This is a genomic window from Microbacterium sp. Soil_C_42 (genome assembly GCF_057656735.1).
In genome coordinates, this window is the sequence record NZ_JBDGJU010000002.1 from 104746 (window position 1) to 122785 (window position 18040).

16 protein-coding genes are annotated in these 18040 nt (G+C 70.0%); 11 read left to right on the top strand and 5 right to left on the bottom strand.

What is annotated here, in order from left to right:
* The first annotated feature begins 30 nt into the window (after window positions 1-30).
* Genes AC3A46_RS02120 through mutM form a run of 4 tightly spaced genes read left to right on the top strand, consistent with a single transcriptional unit; the run spans window position 31 to window position 2417 of the window.
* Window positions 31-513, top strand: coding sequence for a YceD family protein (locus AC3A46_RS02120; RefSeq protein WP_487663592.1), 483 nt, complete (start codon window positions 31-33; stop codon window positions 511-513).
* A 33-nt stretch (window positions 514-546) separates the two neighbouring features.
* Window positions 547-756, top strand: a complete 210-nt coding sequence (rpmF, locus tag AC3A46_RS02125) for a 50S ribosomal protein L32 (protein ID WP_045297913.1) — start codon at window positions 547-549, stop codon at window positions 754-756.
* 19 nt (window positions 757-775) lie between these two features.
* Entirely contained in the window at window positions 776-1477 is a 702-nt protein-coding gene (rnc, locus tag AC3A46_RS02130) for a ribonuclease III (protein ID WP_487663593.1), read from the top strand.
* Window positions 1470-2417 carry a bifunctional DNA-formamidopyrimidine glycosylase/DNA-(apurinic or apyrimidinic site) lyase gene (mutM, locus tag AC3A46_RS02135; protein WP_487663594.1) on the top strand — a complete coding sequence of 316 codons (948 nt, stop codon included), beginning with the start codon at window positions 1470-1472 and terminating at the stop codon, window positions 2415-2417. The genes rnc and mutM overlap by 8 nt, the downstream gene beginning before the upstream one ends.
* 24 nt (window positions 2418-2441) lie before the next feature.
* Here mutM and AC3A46_RS02140 read toward each other — a convergent pair whose 3' ends face one another.
* From AC3A46_RS02140 to AC3A46_RS02150, 3 genes are all read right to left on the bottom strand, one after another.
* Entirely contained in the window at window positions 2442-3542 is a 1101-nt protein-coding gene (locus AC3A46_RS02140; protein ID WP_487663595.1) for an N-acetyltransferase family protein, read from the bottom strand.
* The gene (locus AC3A46_RS02145; protein ID WP_487663596.1) at window positions 3535-4617 is read right to left on the bottom strand and encodes a GNAT family N-acetyltransferase; all 1083 of its coding nucleotides are present in this window, start codon (window positions 4615-4617) and stop codon (window positions 3535-3537) included. Before AC3A46_RS02145 ends, AC3A46_RS02140 begins: the two co-directional genes overlap by 8 nt.
* 83 nt (window positions 4618-4700) lie before the next feature.
* Complete coding sequence (locus AC3A46_RS02150) at window positions 4701-4955, bottom strand: hypothetical protein (RefSeq protein WP_487663597.1); 255 nt, start codon at window positions 4953-4955, stop codon at window positions 4701-4703.
* A 493-nt stretch (window positions 4956-5448) separates the two neighbouring features.
* On the opposite strand from AC3A46_RS02150, the gene smc reads away from it, so the two are divergent.
* The 4 genes from smc (at window position 5449) to AC3A46_RS02170 (ending at window position 11409) form a co-directional block, all read left to right on the top strand.
* Window positions 5449-8997 carry a chromosome segregation protein SMC gene (smc, locus tag AC3A46_RS02155; protein ID WP_487663598.1) on the top strand — a complete coding sequence of 1183 codons (3549 nt, stop codon included), beginning with the start codon at window positions 5449-5451 and terminating at the stop codon, window positions 8995-8997.
* Window positions 8998-9503: 506 nt separating this feature from the next.
* Window positions 9504-9896, top strand: a complete 393-nt coding sequence (locus tag AC3A46_RS02160) for a hypothetical protein (RefSeq protein ID WP_487663599.1) — start codon at window positions 9504-9506, stop codon at window positions 9894-9896.
* 58 nt (window positions 9897-9954) lie between these two features.
* Window positions 9955-10827 carry a signal recognition particle-docking protein FtsY gene (gene ftsY, locus AC3A46_RS02165; RefSeq protein ID WP_056367563.1) on the top strand — a complete coding sequence of 291 codons (873 nt, stop codon included), beginning with the start codon at window positions 9955-9957 and terminating at the stop codon, window positions 10825-10827.
* 81 nt (window positions 10828-10908) lie between these two features.
* Window positions 10909-11409: a DUF2004 domain-containing protein gene (locus tag AC3A46_RS02170; protein WP_487663600.1), complete on the top strand. Its 501-nt coding sequence runs from the start codon at window positions 10909-10911 to the stop codon at window positions 11407-11409.
* 13 nt (window positions 11410-11422) lie between these two features.
* On the opposite strand, the gene lipA is transcribed toward AC3A46_RS02170, so the two are convergent.
* Both lipA and lipB read right to left on the bottom strand, forming a co-directional pair.
* Window positions 11423-12454 carry a lipoyl synthase gene (lipA, locus tag AC3A46_RS02175; RefSeq protein WP_487663601.1) on the bottom strand — a complete coding sequence of 344 codons (1032 nt, stop codon included), beginning with the start codon at window positions 12452-12454 and terminating at the stop codon, window positions 11423-11425.
* Window positions 12451-13089, bottom strand: a complete 639-nt coding sequence (lipB, locus tag AC3A46_RS02180) for a lipoyl(octanoyl) transferase LipB (RefSeq protein WP_487663602.1) — start codon at window positions 13087-13089, stop codon at window positions 12451-12453. Before lipB ends, lipA begins: the two co-directional genes overlap by 4 nt.
* Window positions 13090-13218: 129 nt before the next feature.
* On the opposite strand from lipB, the gene AC3A46_RS02185 reads away from it, so the two are divergent.
* The 3 genes from AC3A46_RS02185 (at window position 13219) to ffh (ending at window position 18016) form a co-directional block, all read left to right on the top strand.
* A complete protein-coding gene (locus tag AC3A46_RS02185; protein WP_487663603.1) occupies window positions 13219-14214 on the top strand; it encodes a TetR family transcriptional regulator in 996 nt (331 codons plus the stop codon).
* A gap of 96 nt (window positions 14215-14310) precedes the next feature.
* Window positions 14311-16380, top strand: a complete 2070-nt coding sequence (locus AC3A46_RS02190; protein ID WP_487663604.1) for an elongation factor G — start codon at window positions 14311-14313, stop codon at window positions 16378-16380.
* Window positions 16381-16450: 70 nt separating this feature from the next.
* A complete protein-coding gene (gene ffh / locus AC3A46_RS02195; protein WP_056367555.1) occupies window positions 16451-18016 on the top strand; it encodes a signal recognition particle protein in 1566 nt (521 codons plus the stop codon).
* The last annotated feature ends 24 nt before the right edge of the window (window positions 18017-18040 follow it).

The following is an 18040-nucleotide window of genomic DNA, read 5'->3' on the forward strand; positions in this document are numbered from 1 at the left end:
GTCCGCGACATCGCCCACCGATCCGGCGAGATGCGCGAGCACACCCTCGAGGTCCCCGCTCCAGATAAGTGGGGCGAGGGGCTCGTCGCCGTTCCCCAGGGCGAACCGGTGGTCCTGGACGTGCGCCTCGAGTCGGTTCACGAGGGCATCCTCGCGTCCGGAGAGATCGACACCGAGTACACCGGCATCTGCAGTCGCTGCCTCGTCGACATCGCCGAAGGGCTCAAAGTCGAGTTTCAGGAGCTTTTCGCGTATCCTGGGGAGGAAGAAACTGACTTCGAGGTTCAAGACGACCACGTGGATCTTGAAACTCTGGTCAGGGAAGCGGTCGTCCTGTCGCTTCCGTTTCAGCCGGTGTGCCAGCCGGATTGCCCCGGACTCGATCCGGTCACGGGTGAGCGACTGGCCGAGAACGCCGGAACGCCGCAGAGCGAGCCTCTCGATCCACGATGGGCCGCGCTCCAGGACTTCACCACGAGCCACGACGACGATGCACCGCGCCCCCGCGGTTGACAGCGGCGTCGAGAACACAGAAGAGAGCTAGCCATGGCAGGTAACCCCCCGAAGCGGAAGGTCTCCCGCTCCAACACCCGCTCGCGTCGCGCGCAGTGGAAGGCCGAGGCCCCCACGCTCGTCAAGACCGTCGAGAACGGCAAGACCGTCTACAGCCGTCCGCACCAGGCGAAGGTCGTCACCGACTCGCAGGGCACCGAGCTGTTCCTCGAGTACAAGGGCCGCAAGGTCGCCGACGTCTGATCGTCGCGCACGGTCTGACGTGACAGACGTCGCAGCGGAGCGCAACACGCTCTCAGACCTCACACAGAAGCTCGGAGTCGACATCGACCCCGAGCTTCTGTCGCTGGCGCTGACGCATCGTTCCTGGGCGTACGAGAACGGACAGGCTCCGCACAACGAGCGCCTCGAGTTCCTCGGCGACTCCGTGCTCGGCCTGGCCGTCACGGTGCGGCTCTTCACGGGTCATCCGGAACTCGAAGAGGGCGCACTCGCCAAGCGGCGCGCCAGCGTCGTGTCGACGGTGGCCCTCGCCGAGATCGCCCGCGGCATCGGCCTGGGCGCGCACCTCAAGCTGGGCCGCGGCGAGATCCTCACCGGCGGACGCGACAAGGACTCGATCCTCGCCGACACCATGGAGGCGATCTTCGGGGCGACCTACCTGTCGACCGGACCCGACGCCGCGACCGGACTCGTGCTGCGGCTCGTGGAACCTCTGCTCGCCGACCCGGAGCGCTACGGCGCAGCGATGGATCCGAAGACGGCGCTGCAGGAGCTCGCCGCGCACGCCGGCCTGCTGCCGCCCGCGTACGAGGTCACCTCGACGGGACCAGACCACGACCGACGCTTCACCGCGATCGTGACGGTGGGCGAACTCTCGGCGGAAGGCGCGGGCACGAGCAAGAAGCACGCCGAGATGGCCGCCGCGCTCACGGCGTGGCGCGCACTCAGCGGGCGTGCCTGAGCTTCCCGAGGTCGAGGTCGTCCGCGCCGGCCTCGCCCCCGCCGTGACCGGCGCGCTCGTGGTGGGCGTCACCGTGCTCGACGAACGCGCGCTGACGCGACACGCCGGGGGAGGCTCCGATTTCGAGGCGCGCCTGACCGGGCGCGTCGTCACCGCCGCCGCCCGTCGCGGCAAATTCCTGTGGCTTCCGCTGGAGGCAGACGAGGCGGGTGCTCCCTCGGAGCAGGCGGTGGTCGGCCACCTGGGCATGAGCGGACAGATGCTGCTGCGAGCGCCGGGCGCGGCACCGGAGCGGCATGAACGCGTGCGCATCGACCTCGCACATCCGGTGCACGGTGAGCTCTCGGTCGTCTTCGCCGACCAGCGCACGTTCGGCTCGCTCGCAATCGACGACCTGATCGCCACGCCCGACGGGGCGCCCGGAGGTCACGGGTGGGACGAGGCATCCGTCCCCGCGCAGGTGGCGCACATCGCGCGCGACCCCCTCGACCCGGCGTTCTCGGATGCCGGGTTGCGGCGTGCTCTCGCGCGCAAGGACTCGGCGATCAAGCGCGTGCTGCTCGACCAGACTGTCGTCAGCGGAGTCGGCAACATCTACGCCGACGAGTCGCTGTGGGCCGCGCGCATCCACCCCGAGACGCCCGCCCGCGCGTTGCCCACACGCGCCGTGAACCGCCTGCTCGGCGAGGTGCGCCACGTGCTCGACAAGGCGCTGGCCGAAGGCGGCACGAGCTTCGATGCGCAATACGTCAATGTCAACGGGCAGGCCGGCTACTTCGCGCACTCGCTCAACGCGTACGGCCGCACCGGTGAGCCGTGCCCTCGATGCGGCCGTCCGATCGTGCGCGTGTCGTTCACGAATCGTTCGAGTCACTTCTGCGCGCACTGCCAGCGGGTGCCGCGCTCGGGTGTGGACGGACCGAGCGCGGCACACGTCTGAGTGATCTCCGGTGCGGGTCACAGATCAGAGTTCCAGCACCTTCTTCCACGCCCCGGCGTACGACGCCGGCACGAAGCCGATGGTCTCGTTGATGTCGAGCATGTGGCGGTTCTCCTCGGCGTTGAATGTCGAGACCCGCGGCGACTCCGGCACGAGGTCGCGCCAGCGCAGCAGGTTCGCGCACTTGACGATCGTTCCCAGGCGGTGGCCACGGTGTTCCTTCACGACCAGCGTGCCGTACTGCTGCGTCGCACCGGAACGGTCCTCGCCGATCACGAGCTCGTTGTACGCGGCGACCCGGCCAGTCGGCACGTGGAGCACGGCCGCGACCGAGACGGTGAGCCCCTGTGCCTTCAGGCGTGCGTCGCGGCGCTCGACCCGCGCGGCGTCCCAGTGCTGCTCGTCGATGACGAGGCCGCCGGCCGGCACGTCGGTCGACATGCGTGACAGCGCGTAGGCGAACCCGTCGACGTACTCCGGCGGTGTCGGCGACGTCCACTGGATCGGGCGGTACTCGTCGCCCGCGACCGCGACGGCATCCGCGAGCATGCGCTGCACGAGAGCGAAGTCGCCGGTCAGATCGAAGACGCTGTTGCGCTCCACCTGCTCGAGCGTGAAGCCGCTCGCCAGCTGGAACCTCGTCTGCGCGTCGTCGGCAGGGACGGCACCCCACCCTGTGGAGGGCTGAAGGCGCGGGCCCGCGGCATCCGGTCGATGAAGTGTCCAGGTCTGGATCGTTGCGAGTCCGCGCTCGCGCGCCTCCCGCTCGACCTCGGCGAGCAGCAGTTCCTCGAGACCGCGACCGCGGTGCGGCGGATCCACCATGAGGTCGAATTCGACCGTGCTGGCGGCCTCCTCGTTCGAGATCATCAGGGTCACCGCCCCGAGCACCCGGTCTGCGCGCACCGCGGCGAAGCCGAGCTGCGTCCAGTCGGTCTGGTCCTGCCAGAACCCGAGCATCTCGTCGGGCTCCTCGTGCAGGTAGTCGTGCCCGGCGTCCTCGAGGCAGACCGCGTTGGCGATCCGCACCATCTCGAGGAACACGCGCGCGTCGGCGGAGTCCGCCGTGGCAGGGACGACGATCCGCTGAACGGTCACGACGTCGGTTTCGGCCAGGTCAGTCATCGAGCACCTTCTTCCATGCACCCTCGTACGCGATCGGCACGAAGCCGATCGCCTCGTTGATATCCAGCATGGGCCGGTTCTCCTCTGCGTTGTAGGTGATGACGCGCGCCGAGTCCGGCGCGACCGCGCGCCAGGACAGCAGCCCCGCGCACTTCACGAGCGTTCCGAGCTTGTGCCCGCGGTGCTCCTTGAGAACCAGGGTGTCCTCCTGGTGCGTCGCCTCGGTGCGGTCCTTGCCGATCACCAGCTCGTTGAACGCGCACAGCTCACCGGTCTCGATGTGCTGTGCCGCCGTGACGAGGATTGTGCGCCCGGACGAGGTGTATCGCCCGTCGTGCTCGGCGATGCGCGCGGCATCCCACGTCTCCTCGTCGAATTCGAGTGCCGCGGCCGGCGCATCCGTCGACATGCGGGACTTCATCCAGGCGTAGCCGGCCACGTACTCGTCCGGTGTCGGCGCGGACCACTGCACGAGGCGGTAGTCCGGCGATGACGCCTCCGCCTCGGCGAGGAGTCGCTCGACCCCGGCGAACGAGCCCGTCAGGTCGAAGGCGCTGTTGCGCTCGACCTGTTCGAGCTTGTATCCGTGCCGGAGATAGAACCGGGCGACGTGGTCCTCGGGGATCTCGCCGAACCCCGTGGGCGGTGCGAGCTGCGGTCCCGGCGCGGCCGGGTGCTCGGCCCACGACTGCAGCACGGTGCGACCGTGTTCGCGTGCTGTGCGCTCGACGAGTTCGTAGGCCGCGGAGCCGATGCCCCGGCCCCACGTCTCGCGGAGCAGCTCGATGAGCCAGAACGCGGCGGTCGAGCCGTCCTCCTGCGGGACGTCGAGGCCGATGCGACCGACGATCGCACCGTCGACGACGATCACCCAGCCGAGCCGGGTCTCGTAATCGGAAGGCTGGTAGTGCGGGAGCAGCTCGTCAGGGGTGATCCCGTGATCGTCGTGCCCCGAGATCTCGCGGTAGATGAGGTTGCGCACCCGCACCATCTCGACGAAGTCGGCGGCGTCCGGTGCGTCGATGGAGGCGGGTACGACGAGGGGGCGGAGTTCGAGCCCCGTGATGGTGGTCATGTCAGTGCGTCCTTGCGATGTCGATGCGTGTGGTCAAGGGGTGGGGTCCGCCGCCCGCGTGCGGGCGGCGGACCGGGTGGCCGTCACGGCCGGGGTGCGAGGCTGGCCTCGCGGAGGTAGGCGCGTTCACGCTCTGCAGCGGCCTCCTGGTGCCGGTACGCCTGAGCGTGCCGGCGGCGGTCGTCCGCGAGCCGCGGGGTGCGGGTGCTCCACAGCAGCAGCTGCAGACCCAGGTGGAGGGCGATGCGGTCCAGGAGCGATGTGCGGGTGTCGCGGCTCGGAAGCCGCAGCGTATCGGGAAGGCCCGAGGGGCGCTGCGGCGCAAGGAGAGTGTTCATGAGTGTACTTTCCGGTTGTGGAAGGGATGCCTCGGGCAGGCGCCGGAGGCGGGGGATGCCGTGCCGCAGCACGACGGGAGGCGGGTGCACAGGGGGAGAGCGCTCAGCACCGCGAAGCGGGTGCGGCGCAGCAGACGGTCGTCGCCCGAAAACGGGCAGACTCGTCCCCTGCGGGGATCAGATGGCGGCGGGGAAGCGGCCGTTCAGCACAGCGCCGAAGGAGACGGTCCCCGACGCGACGGCACGGATCGCTCCGCCATCACGGGCGGCGATTCCAGTTGGAGTCATCAGAATCATCGGGGGACCTCCTTTCTCGACTTCAGACGCAGAGAGTTACGTTAGCGGGTGCGGGATACCCGCGTCAAGCGTTCTCGCAGATTCGGCGATCTCATGGCGTGTCGCGGCATCCGGTGGCACTCGGCCGGTCATCCCGGCGGGAGAGCCGCGCTCCGGTAGCGTAGGCGCGTAAACGACCGGGGTGGAAGGCGTATCCATGCACCTGAAGAGCGTGACGCTCAAAGGGTTCAAGTCGTTCGCCCAGCCGACGACCTTCGCCCTCGAACCCGGCGTGACCTGCATCGTCGGTCCCAACGGCTCCGGCAAGTCCAACGTCGTCGACGCGCTCGCGTGGGTGATGGGCGAGCAGGGCGCGAAGACGCTCCGCGGCGGGAAGATGGAGGACGTCATCTTCGCCGGCACCGCAACGCGCGGGCCGCTGGGCCGCGCCGAGGTGCAGCTCACCATCGACAACAGCGACGGCGCTCTTCCGATCGAGTACTCCGAGGTCACGATCAGCCGCACGCTGTTCCGCAACGGCTCCAGCGAGTATGCGATCAATGGCGAGTCCTGCCGCCTGCTCGACGTGCAGGAGCTGCTGAGCGACTCCGGCCTGGGCCGGGAGATGCATGTGATCGTCGGACAGGGCCGCCTCGACAGCGTTCTCCAGGCGACACCCGAAGACCGCCGGAGCTTCATCGAGGAGGCGGCCGGCATCCTCAAGCACCGCCGCCGCAAAGAGAAGACCCTGCGAAAGCTCGATGCGATGGAGGCGAATCTCACCCGACTCAGCGACCTCGCGGGCGAGCTGCGCCGACAGCTGAAGCCGCTCGGCCGTCAGGCTGAGATCGCTCGCGAAGCGGCCACGATCGCCGCGGTCGTGCGTGACGCGAAGGCGCGCCTGTTCGCCGACGAGATCGTGCGACTCCGCGTCGAGCTCGCCTCGCACGCGCACAGCGAGCACGAGCGGCATGCCGAGCGCATGGTGCTGCAGGAAAGGCTCGACAACGCGCGCGTGCGCATCGAGCAGCTCGAGTCCGATCAGCGTTCCGAGAGCGTGGACCGTGCGCGCCGCGTGGCGTTCGGGCTCGAGCGGGTGCAGGAGCGCCTGCGCGGGCTGTATGCCCTGGCCGGTCAGCGTCTCGCGCTTCTCGGCGACGCTGAGGACGAGGAGCGCATCGAGCTCACGACGGTCTCGCAGGCGATGATCGACGAGGCGCGTGCCGAGATCGACGACGTGTCCGACGGGCTCGGTGCCGCGCAGGATGCCGCCGCCGAGGCCGCGCGCGCCGTCGTGCGCGCCCGCGCCGAGCTGGACGCGCTCGACGTCGACATCGCCGCGCAGAGTGCGCTGGTCTCGGAGCACGACATGCGCATCACCGCGCTGCGCGGCACGGCGGAGGCCGCGGCATCCGCTCTCGCTGCCGTGCGTGCGGCCGTCGAACGCCAGCAGAAGGCGCTGGACGCCGCGCTCGCGCGGCGCGCGGAGGCCGAGGAGATCCTCGCCGGCGTCGACCCCGACCTCGTTCCCGAGGAGTCCTCGGCCGATCACGCCGCGGCGTATGACCGGGCACAGCGCGACGCCTCCGAGTCCGAGGCCGCCGTCGCCTCGCTCCGTGAGCGCCTTCATGCTGCGGAACGCGAGCGCGAGGCCCTCACCGCGCAGACGGCGGCGCTGAGCCGGGCCCTCGATGTGAAGAACGGCGCCTCATCGCTGATCGCCGAAGGACGCGAGGGCGTGCGCGGACTGGTGGGCGATGCCGTGCAGGTCAAGCCGGGGTTCGAGGCCGCGATCGCGGCGGTGCTGGGGCCGATCGCCGAAGGCGTGCTGGTCGAGGACCGCGACAGCGCGTTCGCCGTGGCGGACGCCGCACGCGCTGCCGAAGCGGGCGTCGTCGACATCGTGATCGCCAAGGCGGGACTGATGCGTCCGCAGTTCCCGAGCGTGCGCGGGGTGGTGCCGGCCCGAGAGGTCGTGACCGCTCCTGAAGGCGTGCTCGGCCTGCTGTCGTACGTCCTGGTCGCCGACGATCTCGACATCGCCCGCGATGCCGCACCCGAGTTGGCCGCTGCCGAGCTGGGCGGCCCCCTCACCCTCGTCACCCGCCGCGGCGAGGTGTACACCGAGTACTCGCTGCGCGCGGGCGCGGGCGCCTCGCGATCGCGACTGGAGCTCGCCGCGGAACGGGATGCCGCCGCCGACCGCCGCGACGAGATCGCCGTCGTGGCCGACTCGCTGCGTGCCGCGCTGACCGACGCGACGAACGAGCTCGAGTCGGCGCGACTGCGCACCAAGACCACGCTCGCGACCCTCCGCGAGCACGACGCCGCCCTCGCCGCCCACGCCGAGCAGGTCAACCGGGCGACGGTGCGCCATGAGGCGGCCGTCGCCGAGTGCGATCGACTCGCCGCAGGACTCGCTCAGGCGGCCGCCGCCGTCGAGGAAGCCGGGGGGGCGGCGCGGTCCGCAGACGACCAGCTCACCTCGGCGCTCGAAGCCCCGCGTCCGATCCTCGACGCCTCCGCGCGCGATGGCCTGCTCGCGGCGCTCGAAGAGGCGCGCGACGGCGAGATGCGCTCCCGTCTCGATGTCGAGACGCTTCGGGAACGCATCCGGGCGGGCGAAGCCCGCGTCGTCGCGCTCGAACGCCAGCGTGAGCGGGAGCGGGATGCGGCCGCCGAGGCAGCGCGCCGCGCTGTGGTTCGCCGCGCGCAGCGCGAGATCGCCGCCGGTGTCGCAGGTCAGCTGCCGGCCGTGATCGACTCAGTCGACCGTTCCCTCGCACAGGCCCGCGCCGAGCTCGCCACCGCGGAGTCAGAGCGCACGGCGGTGACCGCTGAGCTCGCCGAGCTGCGCACGCAGGAGAGCGGGGTGCGCGAGCGGCTCGCGGGCCTGACGGAGAGTGTTCACAGCCTCGAGCTGCAGATCCACGAGAAGCGCCTCCACGTCACCGGCCTGCTCGAGCGGGTGCAGTCGGAGCTCGGCCTCGGTGAGGATATTCTTGTTTCGGAATATGGTCCTGATCAGCCTGTTCCTGCCGACCCGGTCGCCCCATCGCTTCGAGAAGCCGACGCCGCTGAGGGGGCAGCATCCATTCCTTACGATCGCCCGCAGCAGCGACGACGCCTGCAGGAGGCCGAGCGCAAGCTGGCGCAGCTCGGCCGGGTGAACCCGCTCGCGCTCGAGGAGTTCGAAGCGCTCGAGCAGCGTCATAAGTTCATGACGGAGCAGCTCGCCGATCTCACCCAGACGCGCAAGGACCTGCTCACCATCATCGAAGAACTCGACGAGCGCATGCAGACGATCTTCCTCGCGGCGTTCGAAGACACCAAGGTGGCGTTCGGAGAGGTGTTCCCGATCCTCTTCCCCGGCGGCACGGGCTCGATCGCGCTCACGGATCCGGACTCGCCCCTGACCACGGGGATCGAGGTGGCCGTGCGGCCCGTCGGCAAGAAGATCGAGCGGCTCTCGCTGCTGTCGGGCGGCGAGCGGTCGCTTGCGGCGGTGGCGCTGCTGACCGCGATCTTCAAGGCCCGCCCGAGCCCGTTCTACATCCTCGACGAGGTCGAGGCCGCCCTCGACGACGCGAATCTCGGACGCCTCCTGGGGGTCTTCGAGCAGCTTCGCGCGTCGAGTCAGCTCATCGTCATCACGCACCAGAAGCGCACGATGGAGATCGCCGACGCGCTCTACGGCGTCTCGATGCGGCAGGACGGCGTCTCGGCTGTGGTCGGCCAGCGCATCGCCGAGCGCGTCGCCTCCTGAAGCACATCCGATCTGCTCTGGCACCGCCGGGGAATGCGCGCTAGCATCCGGCTCATGATCACGCGTGGGGCGGCGGTCAAGGGGGGGCGCAGTGCCCGGGGGAGCGCTCGGGGTCCTCTGCGGCTGTGCCGCGTCCGCGTTAGGGGGCGCGTCCGTGAAGACGGCCGCGCCATCGCCATGATCACCGCGCCTGGGGGACTGCAGCTGCACGTCACCGAGGCTGACGGGGAGCATTGATGGGCGCCTCACGACCTCCATCCGCTCTGTTGATCGCGAGCGCCCTCATGCTCACCGGATGTTCGGTGGGGGGAGCCACCCCGCCGTCCTCCGAGGTGGGCGCGAGCCGGTCGCCCACCGACTCCCCGACTTCCGGCCCCACTGCTGAGCCAACGCCCGGCGGTGACGGCGACATCGTCTTCGACGCAGCGCCCCCGCTCGTGAGGGTGGAATGGGGCGAAACGCTGGCTGACGCCCGGGGGTTCACCGCACAGCCTGCGAGATTCGGGGTGCGTGACGCGTACCGGAATGATGTCACCCAGTGCGTCACAGAGCTCATCGAGGCGGCTCCAGAACTCGATCCCGACGAAGATGACCGTGCTGCGTCGGACGATGGCATCCGCTCGCTGTCCGAGACCCTCGAGCCCGGTTCGAGCGATGGCATCGGTCAGTACATCGGCGACAGTCGCGTACCACGATCCGGCGGCGGAATCGTCCAGATCCGTATCGCGGCCGTTGAATGGTCCGACGGGACGAACGCGATCATGGGATCTCGTGCCTTCCCTGAGATCGACTCGATGGTGCTCCTCCTCGTGACCTGCCCGGCGAGCGCGAGCAGCAGGGACGAGATTCAGGGACTCTACAAAGCGGGCTTCTTCGACCTCAGTGTCATCGAGCAGTGACCGGCGCCTGTCGATCGCCGAGCGCGTCGCCTCCTGATCGGACCCTAGGCTTAGAGGCATGGCAGAGAGCTCCTGGTCGCTCGGACGCGCGCTGCGCGGAATGTTCGTCAAGCCGACCATCGATGAGACGACGTGGGACGACCTCGAGACCGCGCTGCTCACCGCGGACTTCGGACCCGACATCACCGAGCGCATCGTCGACGAACTCCGAGAGAAGGTGGAGCGCTACCGCACCACCGACCCGAGGGACCTGCAGCGGATGCTGAAGGAGACGCTCGAGGAGCACTTCGCGAAGTTCGACACGACGCTGCGTCTGACCGAACGACCGGCCGTCGTGCTGGTCGTCGGGGTCAACGGCGTCGGCAAGACGACGACGATCGGCAAGTTCGCGAAGTTCCTGCAGCGCTACGGCCGCTCGGTGGTCGTGGGGGCGGCCGACACGTTCCGTGCGGCGGCCGTCGACCAGCTCGCGACGTGGGCGGAGCGCGGCGGCGCGACGATCGTCCGGCCGCAGCAGGAGGGCCAGGATCCGGCATCCGTCGCCTTCCAGACGATCGAGTACGCCAAGAGCACCGGTACCGAGATCGTGCTCGTCGACACCGCGGGACGCCTCCACACCAAGGGCGGGCTCATGGACGAGCTCAGCAAGATCCGGCGCGTCATCGAGAAGCAGGCGCCCATCAGCGAGGTGCTCCTCGTGCTCGATGCGACGACCGGGCAGAACGGCGTGATGCAGGCGCAGGCGTTCCTCGAGCACGCCGGCGTCACCGGCCTCGTCCTCACGAAGCTCGACGGCTCCGCGAAGGGCGGGTTCGTGCTCGCCGTGCAGGAGCGCACCGGGATCCCGGTCAAGCTGCTGGGTCAGGGCGAGGGCATCGGAGACCTCACGGGCTTCACGCCGCACGTGTTCGCGGCATCCCTCGTCGACTGAATCGCCGCGCGGATCCGACCGATTCCGCGCCATGCCGCGTTCGGGCTATCGCGGACGCGTTCGTTGCGGTTTCATGGGGTCATGGCGATCGAGCACGACTACTTCGGACTCCTGGAATCGGGGCCTGACGGATCGATCTTCTGGTCGGAGAACGTCGAACTGGGAGACCAGTCCGTCACGGTGGATCTCACCGCCCCCGACCAGGAAGACGTCTCCGAGGCAGCCCTCGACGTCGCCGCCGCGCTCATCTCCGCGATCGAGGACATCGACCGCAGCGCCCGCAACGCGATGGTCAACGAGCTGAGCGACCGCACCAGCGAGGTGACCGAGTACATCCTGCAGCAGCAGGAGGCGCTCGGCGACGCCCTCGAAGACACGCTGGTCGACATCTCGGGCGACGTGCACATCGACGTGATCCGCTCGCTGCAGCTGATGAGCATGACGATCCTCGCCGATGAGCACGGCGGCTCAGACCCGTTCGCCGTTCTCGAATACGCGCTCGACCCCGACGCCACGGACGACGTCCTGCTCGTCAACCTCGACTCCGACGGCGGCGTGCTGTCGGTGACGAGCGCCGACTAGCGTCCGCTCGCCCTCAGACCGCCTGAGCGAACCCGCGGTCGACGTGCACATCCTCGGCGATGTGCGCCAGGTGGGGAGGGATCTCGCGGCCCTTCGAGATCATCGACTGCGCCCAGAGGCGCCCCGCGCGGTACGACGAGCGCACGAGCGGTCCGGCGAGGACGCCGAGGAAGCCGATGCGCTCGGCCTCCTCCTTGAACTCGACGAACTCCTGCGGCTTGACCCAGCGGGACACCGGCAGATGGCGCGGCGACGGCCGCAGGTACTGCGTGATCGTGATGATGTCGGTGCCCGCCGCATGCAGGTCCTCGAGAGCCTGTACGACCTCCGCCGGTTCCTCGCCCATACCGAGGATCAGGTTCGACTTCGTGATGAGGCCGGCATCCCGCGCCTGCGTGAGGACGTCGAGCGAGCGCTCGTACCGGAACGCCGGGCGGATGCGCTTGAAGATGCGCGGCACCGTCTCGACATTGTGCGCGAAGACCTCGGGGCGGCTGTCGAACACCTCGCCGAGCAGCGCCGGATCGCCGTTGAAGTCGGTCGCGAGGATCTCGACACCGGTGTTCGGGTTCGCCGCGTGGATCGCGCGCACCGTCTCGGCGTGCAGCCATGCGCCGCCATCGGGCAGGTCGTCACGGGCGACGCCGGTGACCGTGGCGTAGCGCAGGTTCATGCGCACGACGCTCTCCGCGACGCGGCGGGGCTCGTCGGTGTCGTAGTCGGCGGGCTTGCCGGTGTCGATCTGGCAGAAGTCGCACCGGCGGGTGCACTGCGAGCCGCCGATGAGGAAGGTCGCCTCCCGGTCCTCCCAGCACTCGTAGATGTTCGGGCAGCCGGCCTCCTGGCAGACGGTGTGCAGCTCCTCGGTCTTCACAAGCGAGTGCAGTGCCTGGTATTCCGGCCCCATCTTCGCCCGCGTCTTTATCCAATCCGGCTTGCGCTCGATCGGGGTCTGCGCGTTGCGGACCTCGAGCCGCAGCAGTTTTCGCCCGTCGGGAGCGGAGGAGGGGGCGGATGCCGCGCCCGGCGTGCCGCAGGCGCTCATGCCGGAACCCCCGCGAAGTCGTCGGCGAACACCCGCGACACGGTGTCGATCACGTCGCTCGGGGAGATGTCGGCACCGACGACCTCGCTGACGGTCGTGACCCCGGCATCCGTGATCCCGCAGGGGATGATCCCGCGGAAGGCTGCCAGCGAGTTGTCGCAGTTCAGCGCGAAGCCGTGCATCGTGACGCCGCGCTGTACGCGCACGCCGATGGCCGCGACCTTGTCCTCGCCGAGCGGGCGGCGCACCCATACGCCGCTGCGTCCCTCGACGCGGTAGCCGTCGACGTCGAACTCGTGCAGGGCGTCGATGAGCAGCTGCTCGAGCCGGCGCACATGGGCGACCACGTCCACCGGCTCGGCGAGGCGCACGATCGGATAGCCGACCAGCTGGCCGGGCCCGTGCCACGTGATCTTGCCGCCGCGGTCGACGTCGACGACCGGCGTGCCGTCGGTCGGCCGCTCGTGGCGCGCTGTGCGCGCCCCCGCGGTGTAGACCGGCTCGTGCTCGAGCAGAAGGAGGGTGTCGGGCCGGGTCCCCGCGACGATGTCCGAGTGAAGGCTGCGCTGCAGCGCCCACCCGTCGAGATACGGCACGTAGTCGGGGGAGAGGCCGACAGTCTGGATGTCGAGCATCGTGCTCCTTCGCTCTTCGCTTGTGGCGATTGATGGATCGCGTCCAACAATACATCCCACGTCGCGCCGCGCCGTCGCTTCCGGCCATCCCCGGCACGCGCGCGGAGGGCGGCCAATAGGGTGGGCTTCATGTCCACCGAGCCGCGCGCGGGACGCCCCAGGTCGTCGTCGCGCGAGACCATCGCCGAGGCTGCCTGCGAGCTCTTCCTCGAGCAGGGGTACGAGCAGACGTCGATCGTCGACATCGCCCGTCGTGCCGGAGTCAGCCGATCCAGCTTCTTCAACTACTTCTCGTCGAAGTCCGACGTTCTCTGGGCGGGTCTGGACGAAAGGCTGACGGTCTTCGAGCAGCGCCTCGAGGCAATGGACGGGACGGATGCCTCCGCCGCCGTTCGCGCCGCGACGCTGGGCATCGCCGATTCCTTCGCGCCCGACAGCCTCGCCCTCGGGATCGTGAATGCCACGGCGATGGGTCTGGAAGCGGAATACGAGCGTGATGCCGCGCTGCGGCGAGCGCGTGTGGCACGAGCGGTCTCCGCTCGTGTGCTGGCGGGCGGTGCGGACCGCGTCCGCGCCGAGGTCGCCGGAGCGGCGTGGGGCGGCGCGGTCCTCGCCGCCGTCGAAGCATGGGCGCACGACGGCGCCGGACGCACGTCGCTCTCCCGCTTCCTCTCCCTCGCGGCCGACGTCGCGGCGCCGGTGTCGTCGGCGGCTCCGGCCGGCGACGTCGCGCAGCTTCGCGTCGTGGTGCAGGCCGCAGCCTTCGAGCAGACCCTGGCGTTCTACCGCGACGTGGTCGGGATGCCTCAGGCCGAGGCATACGAGGCGGAGGGGGGCGCGCGGGTCGCCATCCTCGCGGCCGGTCGCGCAACGCTCGAGATCGCCAATCCCGCCCAGGTCGACTTCATCGACCGCGTCGAGACCGACGGCGACGCTCCGAGCGACCGGATCCGTCTGGCACTGGAGGTCGCCGACACGGCGAGCACCGCCATCCGGCTGTCCGACGCGGGTGCCGAGATCGAGGCATCCGCGCGCCTGACGCCCTGGCGCTCGGTCAACGCGCGCCTGCGCGGCCCGGCCGGCTTGCAGCTCACGCTCTTCCAGGAGCTCGGGCCCGCGGAGTGACCTTGCCCGCGCGGCGGTGCTGCGCCAGGTCCTCTGGCAGCCGCCTCCGAGACGGTGCACGATGGTGCCCAGCGCACATCGTCGTGGGAGGTCACCGTGGAATCGGCATCCGCACTCTCCATGCACTGCGGCGTCGCCCTCATCGGCGCGACGGGTTCGGGCAAGACGATGCTGGCGGAGGCGCTGCTGCACCGCGCGGGAGCGATTTCGCGGCGGGGGGCGATCGAGCAGGGTACGACCGTGTGCGATCACGAACCCGAGGAGATCGCGCGTCATACGACGCTCGGACTGACGCCGGCGTGGCTGTCCTGGCGTGTCGGCGACGCGGACTGCGGCATCACGCTCCTGGACACACCCGGGCACCCGGACTTCGCGGGCGCCGTGGACGCCGCGCTCGCGGTCGCCGATGTGGCGGTGCTCGTCGTGAGCGCCATCGACGGCGTGACCGCCGGCGCCCGGGCGTCGTGGTCCGCCGCGGAGGCCGCCGGCGTCGCCCGTGTCGTCGTCGTGACGCAGGAGGACCGTGCGCGTGCGTCTTTCCGCGGAGTCCTCGATCAGCTCCGTGAGGAGTTCGGTGACCGCATCTGGGCGTTGGAGCTTCCTGTCGGGGAGTCGCAGTCCTTCCAGGGCATCGCGGACCTCCTGTCCGAGCAGGCTGTGCTCTACGACGCGGACGGCGGACAGCACGAAGAACCGGTGCCCGCCGACCTCGCCGAGGAGGAGCACCGCCTTCATCAAGCGGTCACCGAGGAGATCGTGTCGCGGGATGACGACCAGCTCGAGGCATACCTCGAGGGACGCGAGCCGGCGGCTGCAGAACTCGGGCGCACGCTCGCCCGCACCGTCGCCGCCGGCGACGGCGTGCCCGTCGTCGTGTGCTCCGCCATGACCGGGACAGGCGTCGACCGCGTGCTCGACCTCCTGGGCGAGCTCGCGCCCGCCGTCGCGCACCGTGACAGCAGCATCGTGCTCGGCGTGGACGAGGACGGCGGGGGAGGCAGCGCGCACAGCGTCGCGTCCGCGCCCGCAGGCGAAAAGCTGGTCCACGTGTTCCGCACCGTGGCAGACCCGTTCGTGGGTCAGATCGCGATGCTCAAAGTCCTCTCGGGAGTCCTGCGACCCGGTGATCGCCTGCGCAACGCCACGACAGGCGTGGAGGAGCGGATGCCCGCGCTGTTCCGGCTTCGTGGAGCCGACCATCTGCCGGTCGACGCGCTGCAGGCCGGCGAGATCGGGGCCGTCGCCAAACTCGCCGGCACGCCATCGGGCTCGCTGCTGTGGAGCCGGCCGCAGACGAATGCCCGTCCTGCGCGGCTGCCCGATCGGCCGCCGGTGTTCGCGATGAGCCTGCAGCCGGTATCGCAGTCGGACGACACGAAGCTCACGACGGCGCTCGGCCGCCTCCTCGCCGAGGATCCGACGCTCGTCGTGGATCGCGTCGGTCCGGACACGATCCTGCGCGGACTCGGCGACACGCACGTGGCGGTCGCCGTCGAGCGGCTCGCGCGCGTGCTCGGCGTGCATGTGACGACAGGCCCGGCGCCGGTCGCCTACCGGGAGACGATCGCGCACAGCGCGTCGGCCGAGGGCAAGCTCAAGAAGCAGTCGGGCGGGCACGGGCAGTTCGCCGTCGTCATGCTGCGGGTCTCGCCGCTCGCTCCCGGAGGAGGTTTCGAGTTCGTCGACTCCGTCGTGGGCGGCGCCGTGCCCCGCTCGTACATCCCGGCCGTCGAGAAGGGCGCTCGCGACGCCCTCGCTGCCGGCGGCACGCTCGGGCATCCGGTCGTCGACGTTCGCGTCGAGCTCTACGACGGCAAGTCGCACTCGGTCGACTCGTCGGAGATGGCCTTCCGCACCGCCGCGGCCATCGGGGTCAAAGCGGCTCTCGCGCAAGCGGGGGCCGTGCTGCTCGAACCCGTCTCGACGGTGGTCGTCGTCGTCCCGGCGGCCGGACAGGGGCATGTGCTGACGGACCTGTCGGGACGCCGGGGTCGCGTGGTCCAGTCGGAGACCCACGCAGACGGACGCACCCGCGTCGTCGCGACCGTCCCGGACGCGGAGCTCGCGCGCTACGTTCTCGACCTGCGTGCGCTCACCGGCGGTCAGGCGGAGCTGACGCTCACCCCGTACGGCTATGAGCGGGCACCGGACGGTGCTCGCACATGAAGGGGGCGTGAAAGGCGAGGCGACGCCGCACGGCGAAGCACGTGGCGCGCTCCCGTAGAATCGGGGGATCATGGCGACTTTCGGCACCCTTTCCGACCGGCTCACCGAGACCTTCCGCAACCTCCGCACCAAGGGCAAGCTCACGCCCGCGGACGTCGACGGCACGGTCCGCGAGATCCGGCGCGCCCTGCTCGACGCCGACGTGGCCCTGCCCGTCGTCAAGGAGTTCACCGCCAAGGTGCGCGAGCGTGCGCTGGGCGACGAGGTCAACCGGGCCCTGAACCCGGCCCAGCAGGTCGTGCAGATCGTCAACGAGGAGCTCGTCGCCATCCTCGGCGGCGAGCAGCGCCGCCTGCAGTTCGCCAAGAACCCGCCGACCGTCATCATGCTCGCGGGCCTCCAGGGCTCCGGAAAGACGACCTTCGCGGGCAAGCTGGCGAAGATGCTCGAGAAGGACGGCCACACGCCGCTCCTCATCGCCGCCGACCTCCAGCGGCCCAACGCCGTCAATCAGCTGCAGGTCGTCGCCCAGCGCGCCGGCGCCGCGATCTACGCGCCCGAGCCGGGCAACGGTGTCGGAGACCCGGTCAAGGTCGCCAAGGACGGCGTCGAGGTCGCCCGTCGACAGCAGCACGACGTCGTCATCATCGACACCGCCGGCCGCCTCGGTGTCGACGCCGAGCTGATGAAGCAGGCCGCCGACATCCGCAAGGCGACCGATCCCGACGAGGTCCTCTTCGTCATCGACGCGATGATCGGTCAAGACGCCGTCAACACGGCGAAGGCGTTCCAGGACGGCGTCGACTTCACCGGAGTCGTGCTCTCCAAGCTCGACGGCGACGCACGCGGCGGTGCCGCGCTGTCGGTGGCCTCGGTGACCGGCCGCCCGATCATCTTCGCGTCGACGGGTGAGGGTCTCGACGACCTCGAGGCGTTCCATCCCGATCGCATGGCGTCGCGCATCCTCGACCTCGGTGACATCCTCACCCTCATCGAGCAGGCGCAGCAGGCGTTCGATGAGGAAGAGGCGCTCAAGGTCGCCGAGAAGCTCGCGACCGAGACCTTCACCCTCGAGGACTTCCTCGCGCAGATGCAGCAGATGCGCAAGATGGGCTCGATGAAGAAGATGCTCGGGATGCTCCCGGGCATGGGCTCGATGAAGGATCAGCTCGACAACTTCGACGAGCGCGAGATCGATCGCACCGAGGCGATCATCCGATCGATGACCCCCGCCGAGCGCCGCAACACGAAGCTTCTCAACGGCTCGCGCCGCCTGCGCATCGCGCGCGGTTCGGGCATGACCGTGACCGACGTCAACCAGCTCGTGCAGCGATTCGACCAGGCCGCGAAGATGATGAAGACCGTCGCCCGCGGCGGCGTGCCGAACATCCCCGGCATGGGCCCGATCCCCGGCGCGGGTCGTCCGGGCGCGTCGTCGAAGCGCGGCAAGCAGCAGAAGGCGAAGGGCTCGCGGTCGGGCAATCCTGCCAAGCGCGCCGCCGAGAACGCCGGCATCGCGGCTCAGGCCGCGGAGGCGCCGACCGGTTCCGGCTTCGGGCTCGGCGGCGGTGGCGCGAAGGGCGCGCCGACCGAGGCCGACCTCGCAGAGCTGCAGAAGATGCTCGGGCGCGGCTGAGGGGTGGAAGGGGGATGCTGCGGG

Excerpts from the sequence above, each read along its gene's own strand:
- AC3A46_RS02150 (WP_487663597.1), bottom strand. The coding sequence starts at position 4,955 with ATGAACACTCTCCTTGCGCCGCAGCGCCCCTCGGGCCTTCCCGATACG.
- ftsY (WP_056367563.1), top strand. The coding sequence starts at position 9,955 with ATGGCAGAGAGCTCCTGGTCGCTCGGACGCGCGCTGCGCGGAATGTTC.
- AC3A46_RS02140 (WP_487663595.1), bottom strand. The coding sequence starts at position 3,542 with ATGACTGACCTGGCCGAAACCGACGTCGTGACCGTTCAGCGGATCGTC.
- rpmF (WP_045297913.1), top strand. The coding sequence starts at position 547 with ATGGCAGGTAACCCCCCGAAGCGGAAGGTCTCCCGCTCCAACACCCGC.
- smc (WP_487663598.1), top strand. The coding sequence starts at position 5,449 with ATGCACCTGAAGAGCGTGACGCTCAAAGGGTTCAAGTCGTTCGCCCAG.
- AC3A46_RS02145 (WP_487663596.1), bottom strand. The coding sequence starts at position 4,617 with ATGACCACCATCACGGGGCTCGAACTCCGCCCCCTCGTCGTACCCGCC.
- AC3A46_RS02120 (WP_487663592.1), top strand. The coding sequence starts at position 31 with ATGCGCGAGCACACCCTCGAGGTCCCCGCTCCAGATAAGTGGGGCGAG.
- AC3A46_RS02185 (WP_487663603.1), top strand. The coding sequence starts at position 13,219 with ATGTCCACCGAGCCGCGCGCGGGACGCCCCAGGTCGTCGTCGCGCGAG.
- AC3A46_RS02170 (WP_487663600.1), top strand. The coding sequence starts at position 10,909 with ATGGCGATCGAGCACGACTACTTCGGACTCCTGGAATCGGGGCCTGAC.
- lipA (WP_487663601.1), bottom strand. The coding sequence starts at position 12,454 with ATGAGCGCCTGCGGCACGCCGGGCGCGGCATCCGCCCCCTCCTCCGCT.
- ffh (WP_056367555.1), top strand. The coding sequence starts at position 16,451 with ATGGCGACTTTCGGCACCCTTTCCGACCGGCTCACCGAGACCTTCCGC.
- lipB (WP_487663602.1), bottom strand. The coding sequence starts at position 13,089 with ATGCTCGACATCCAGACTGTCGGCCTCTCCCCCGACTACGTGCCGTAT.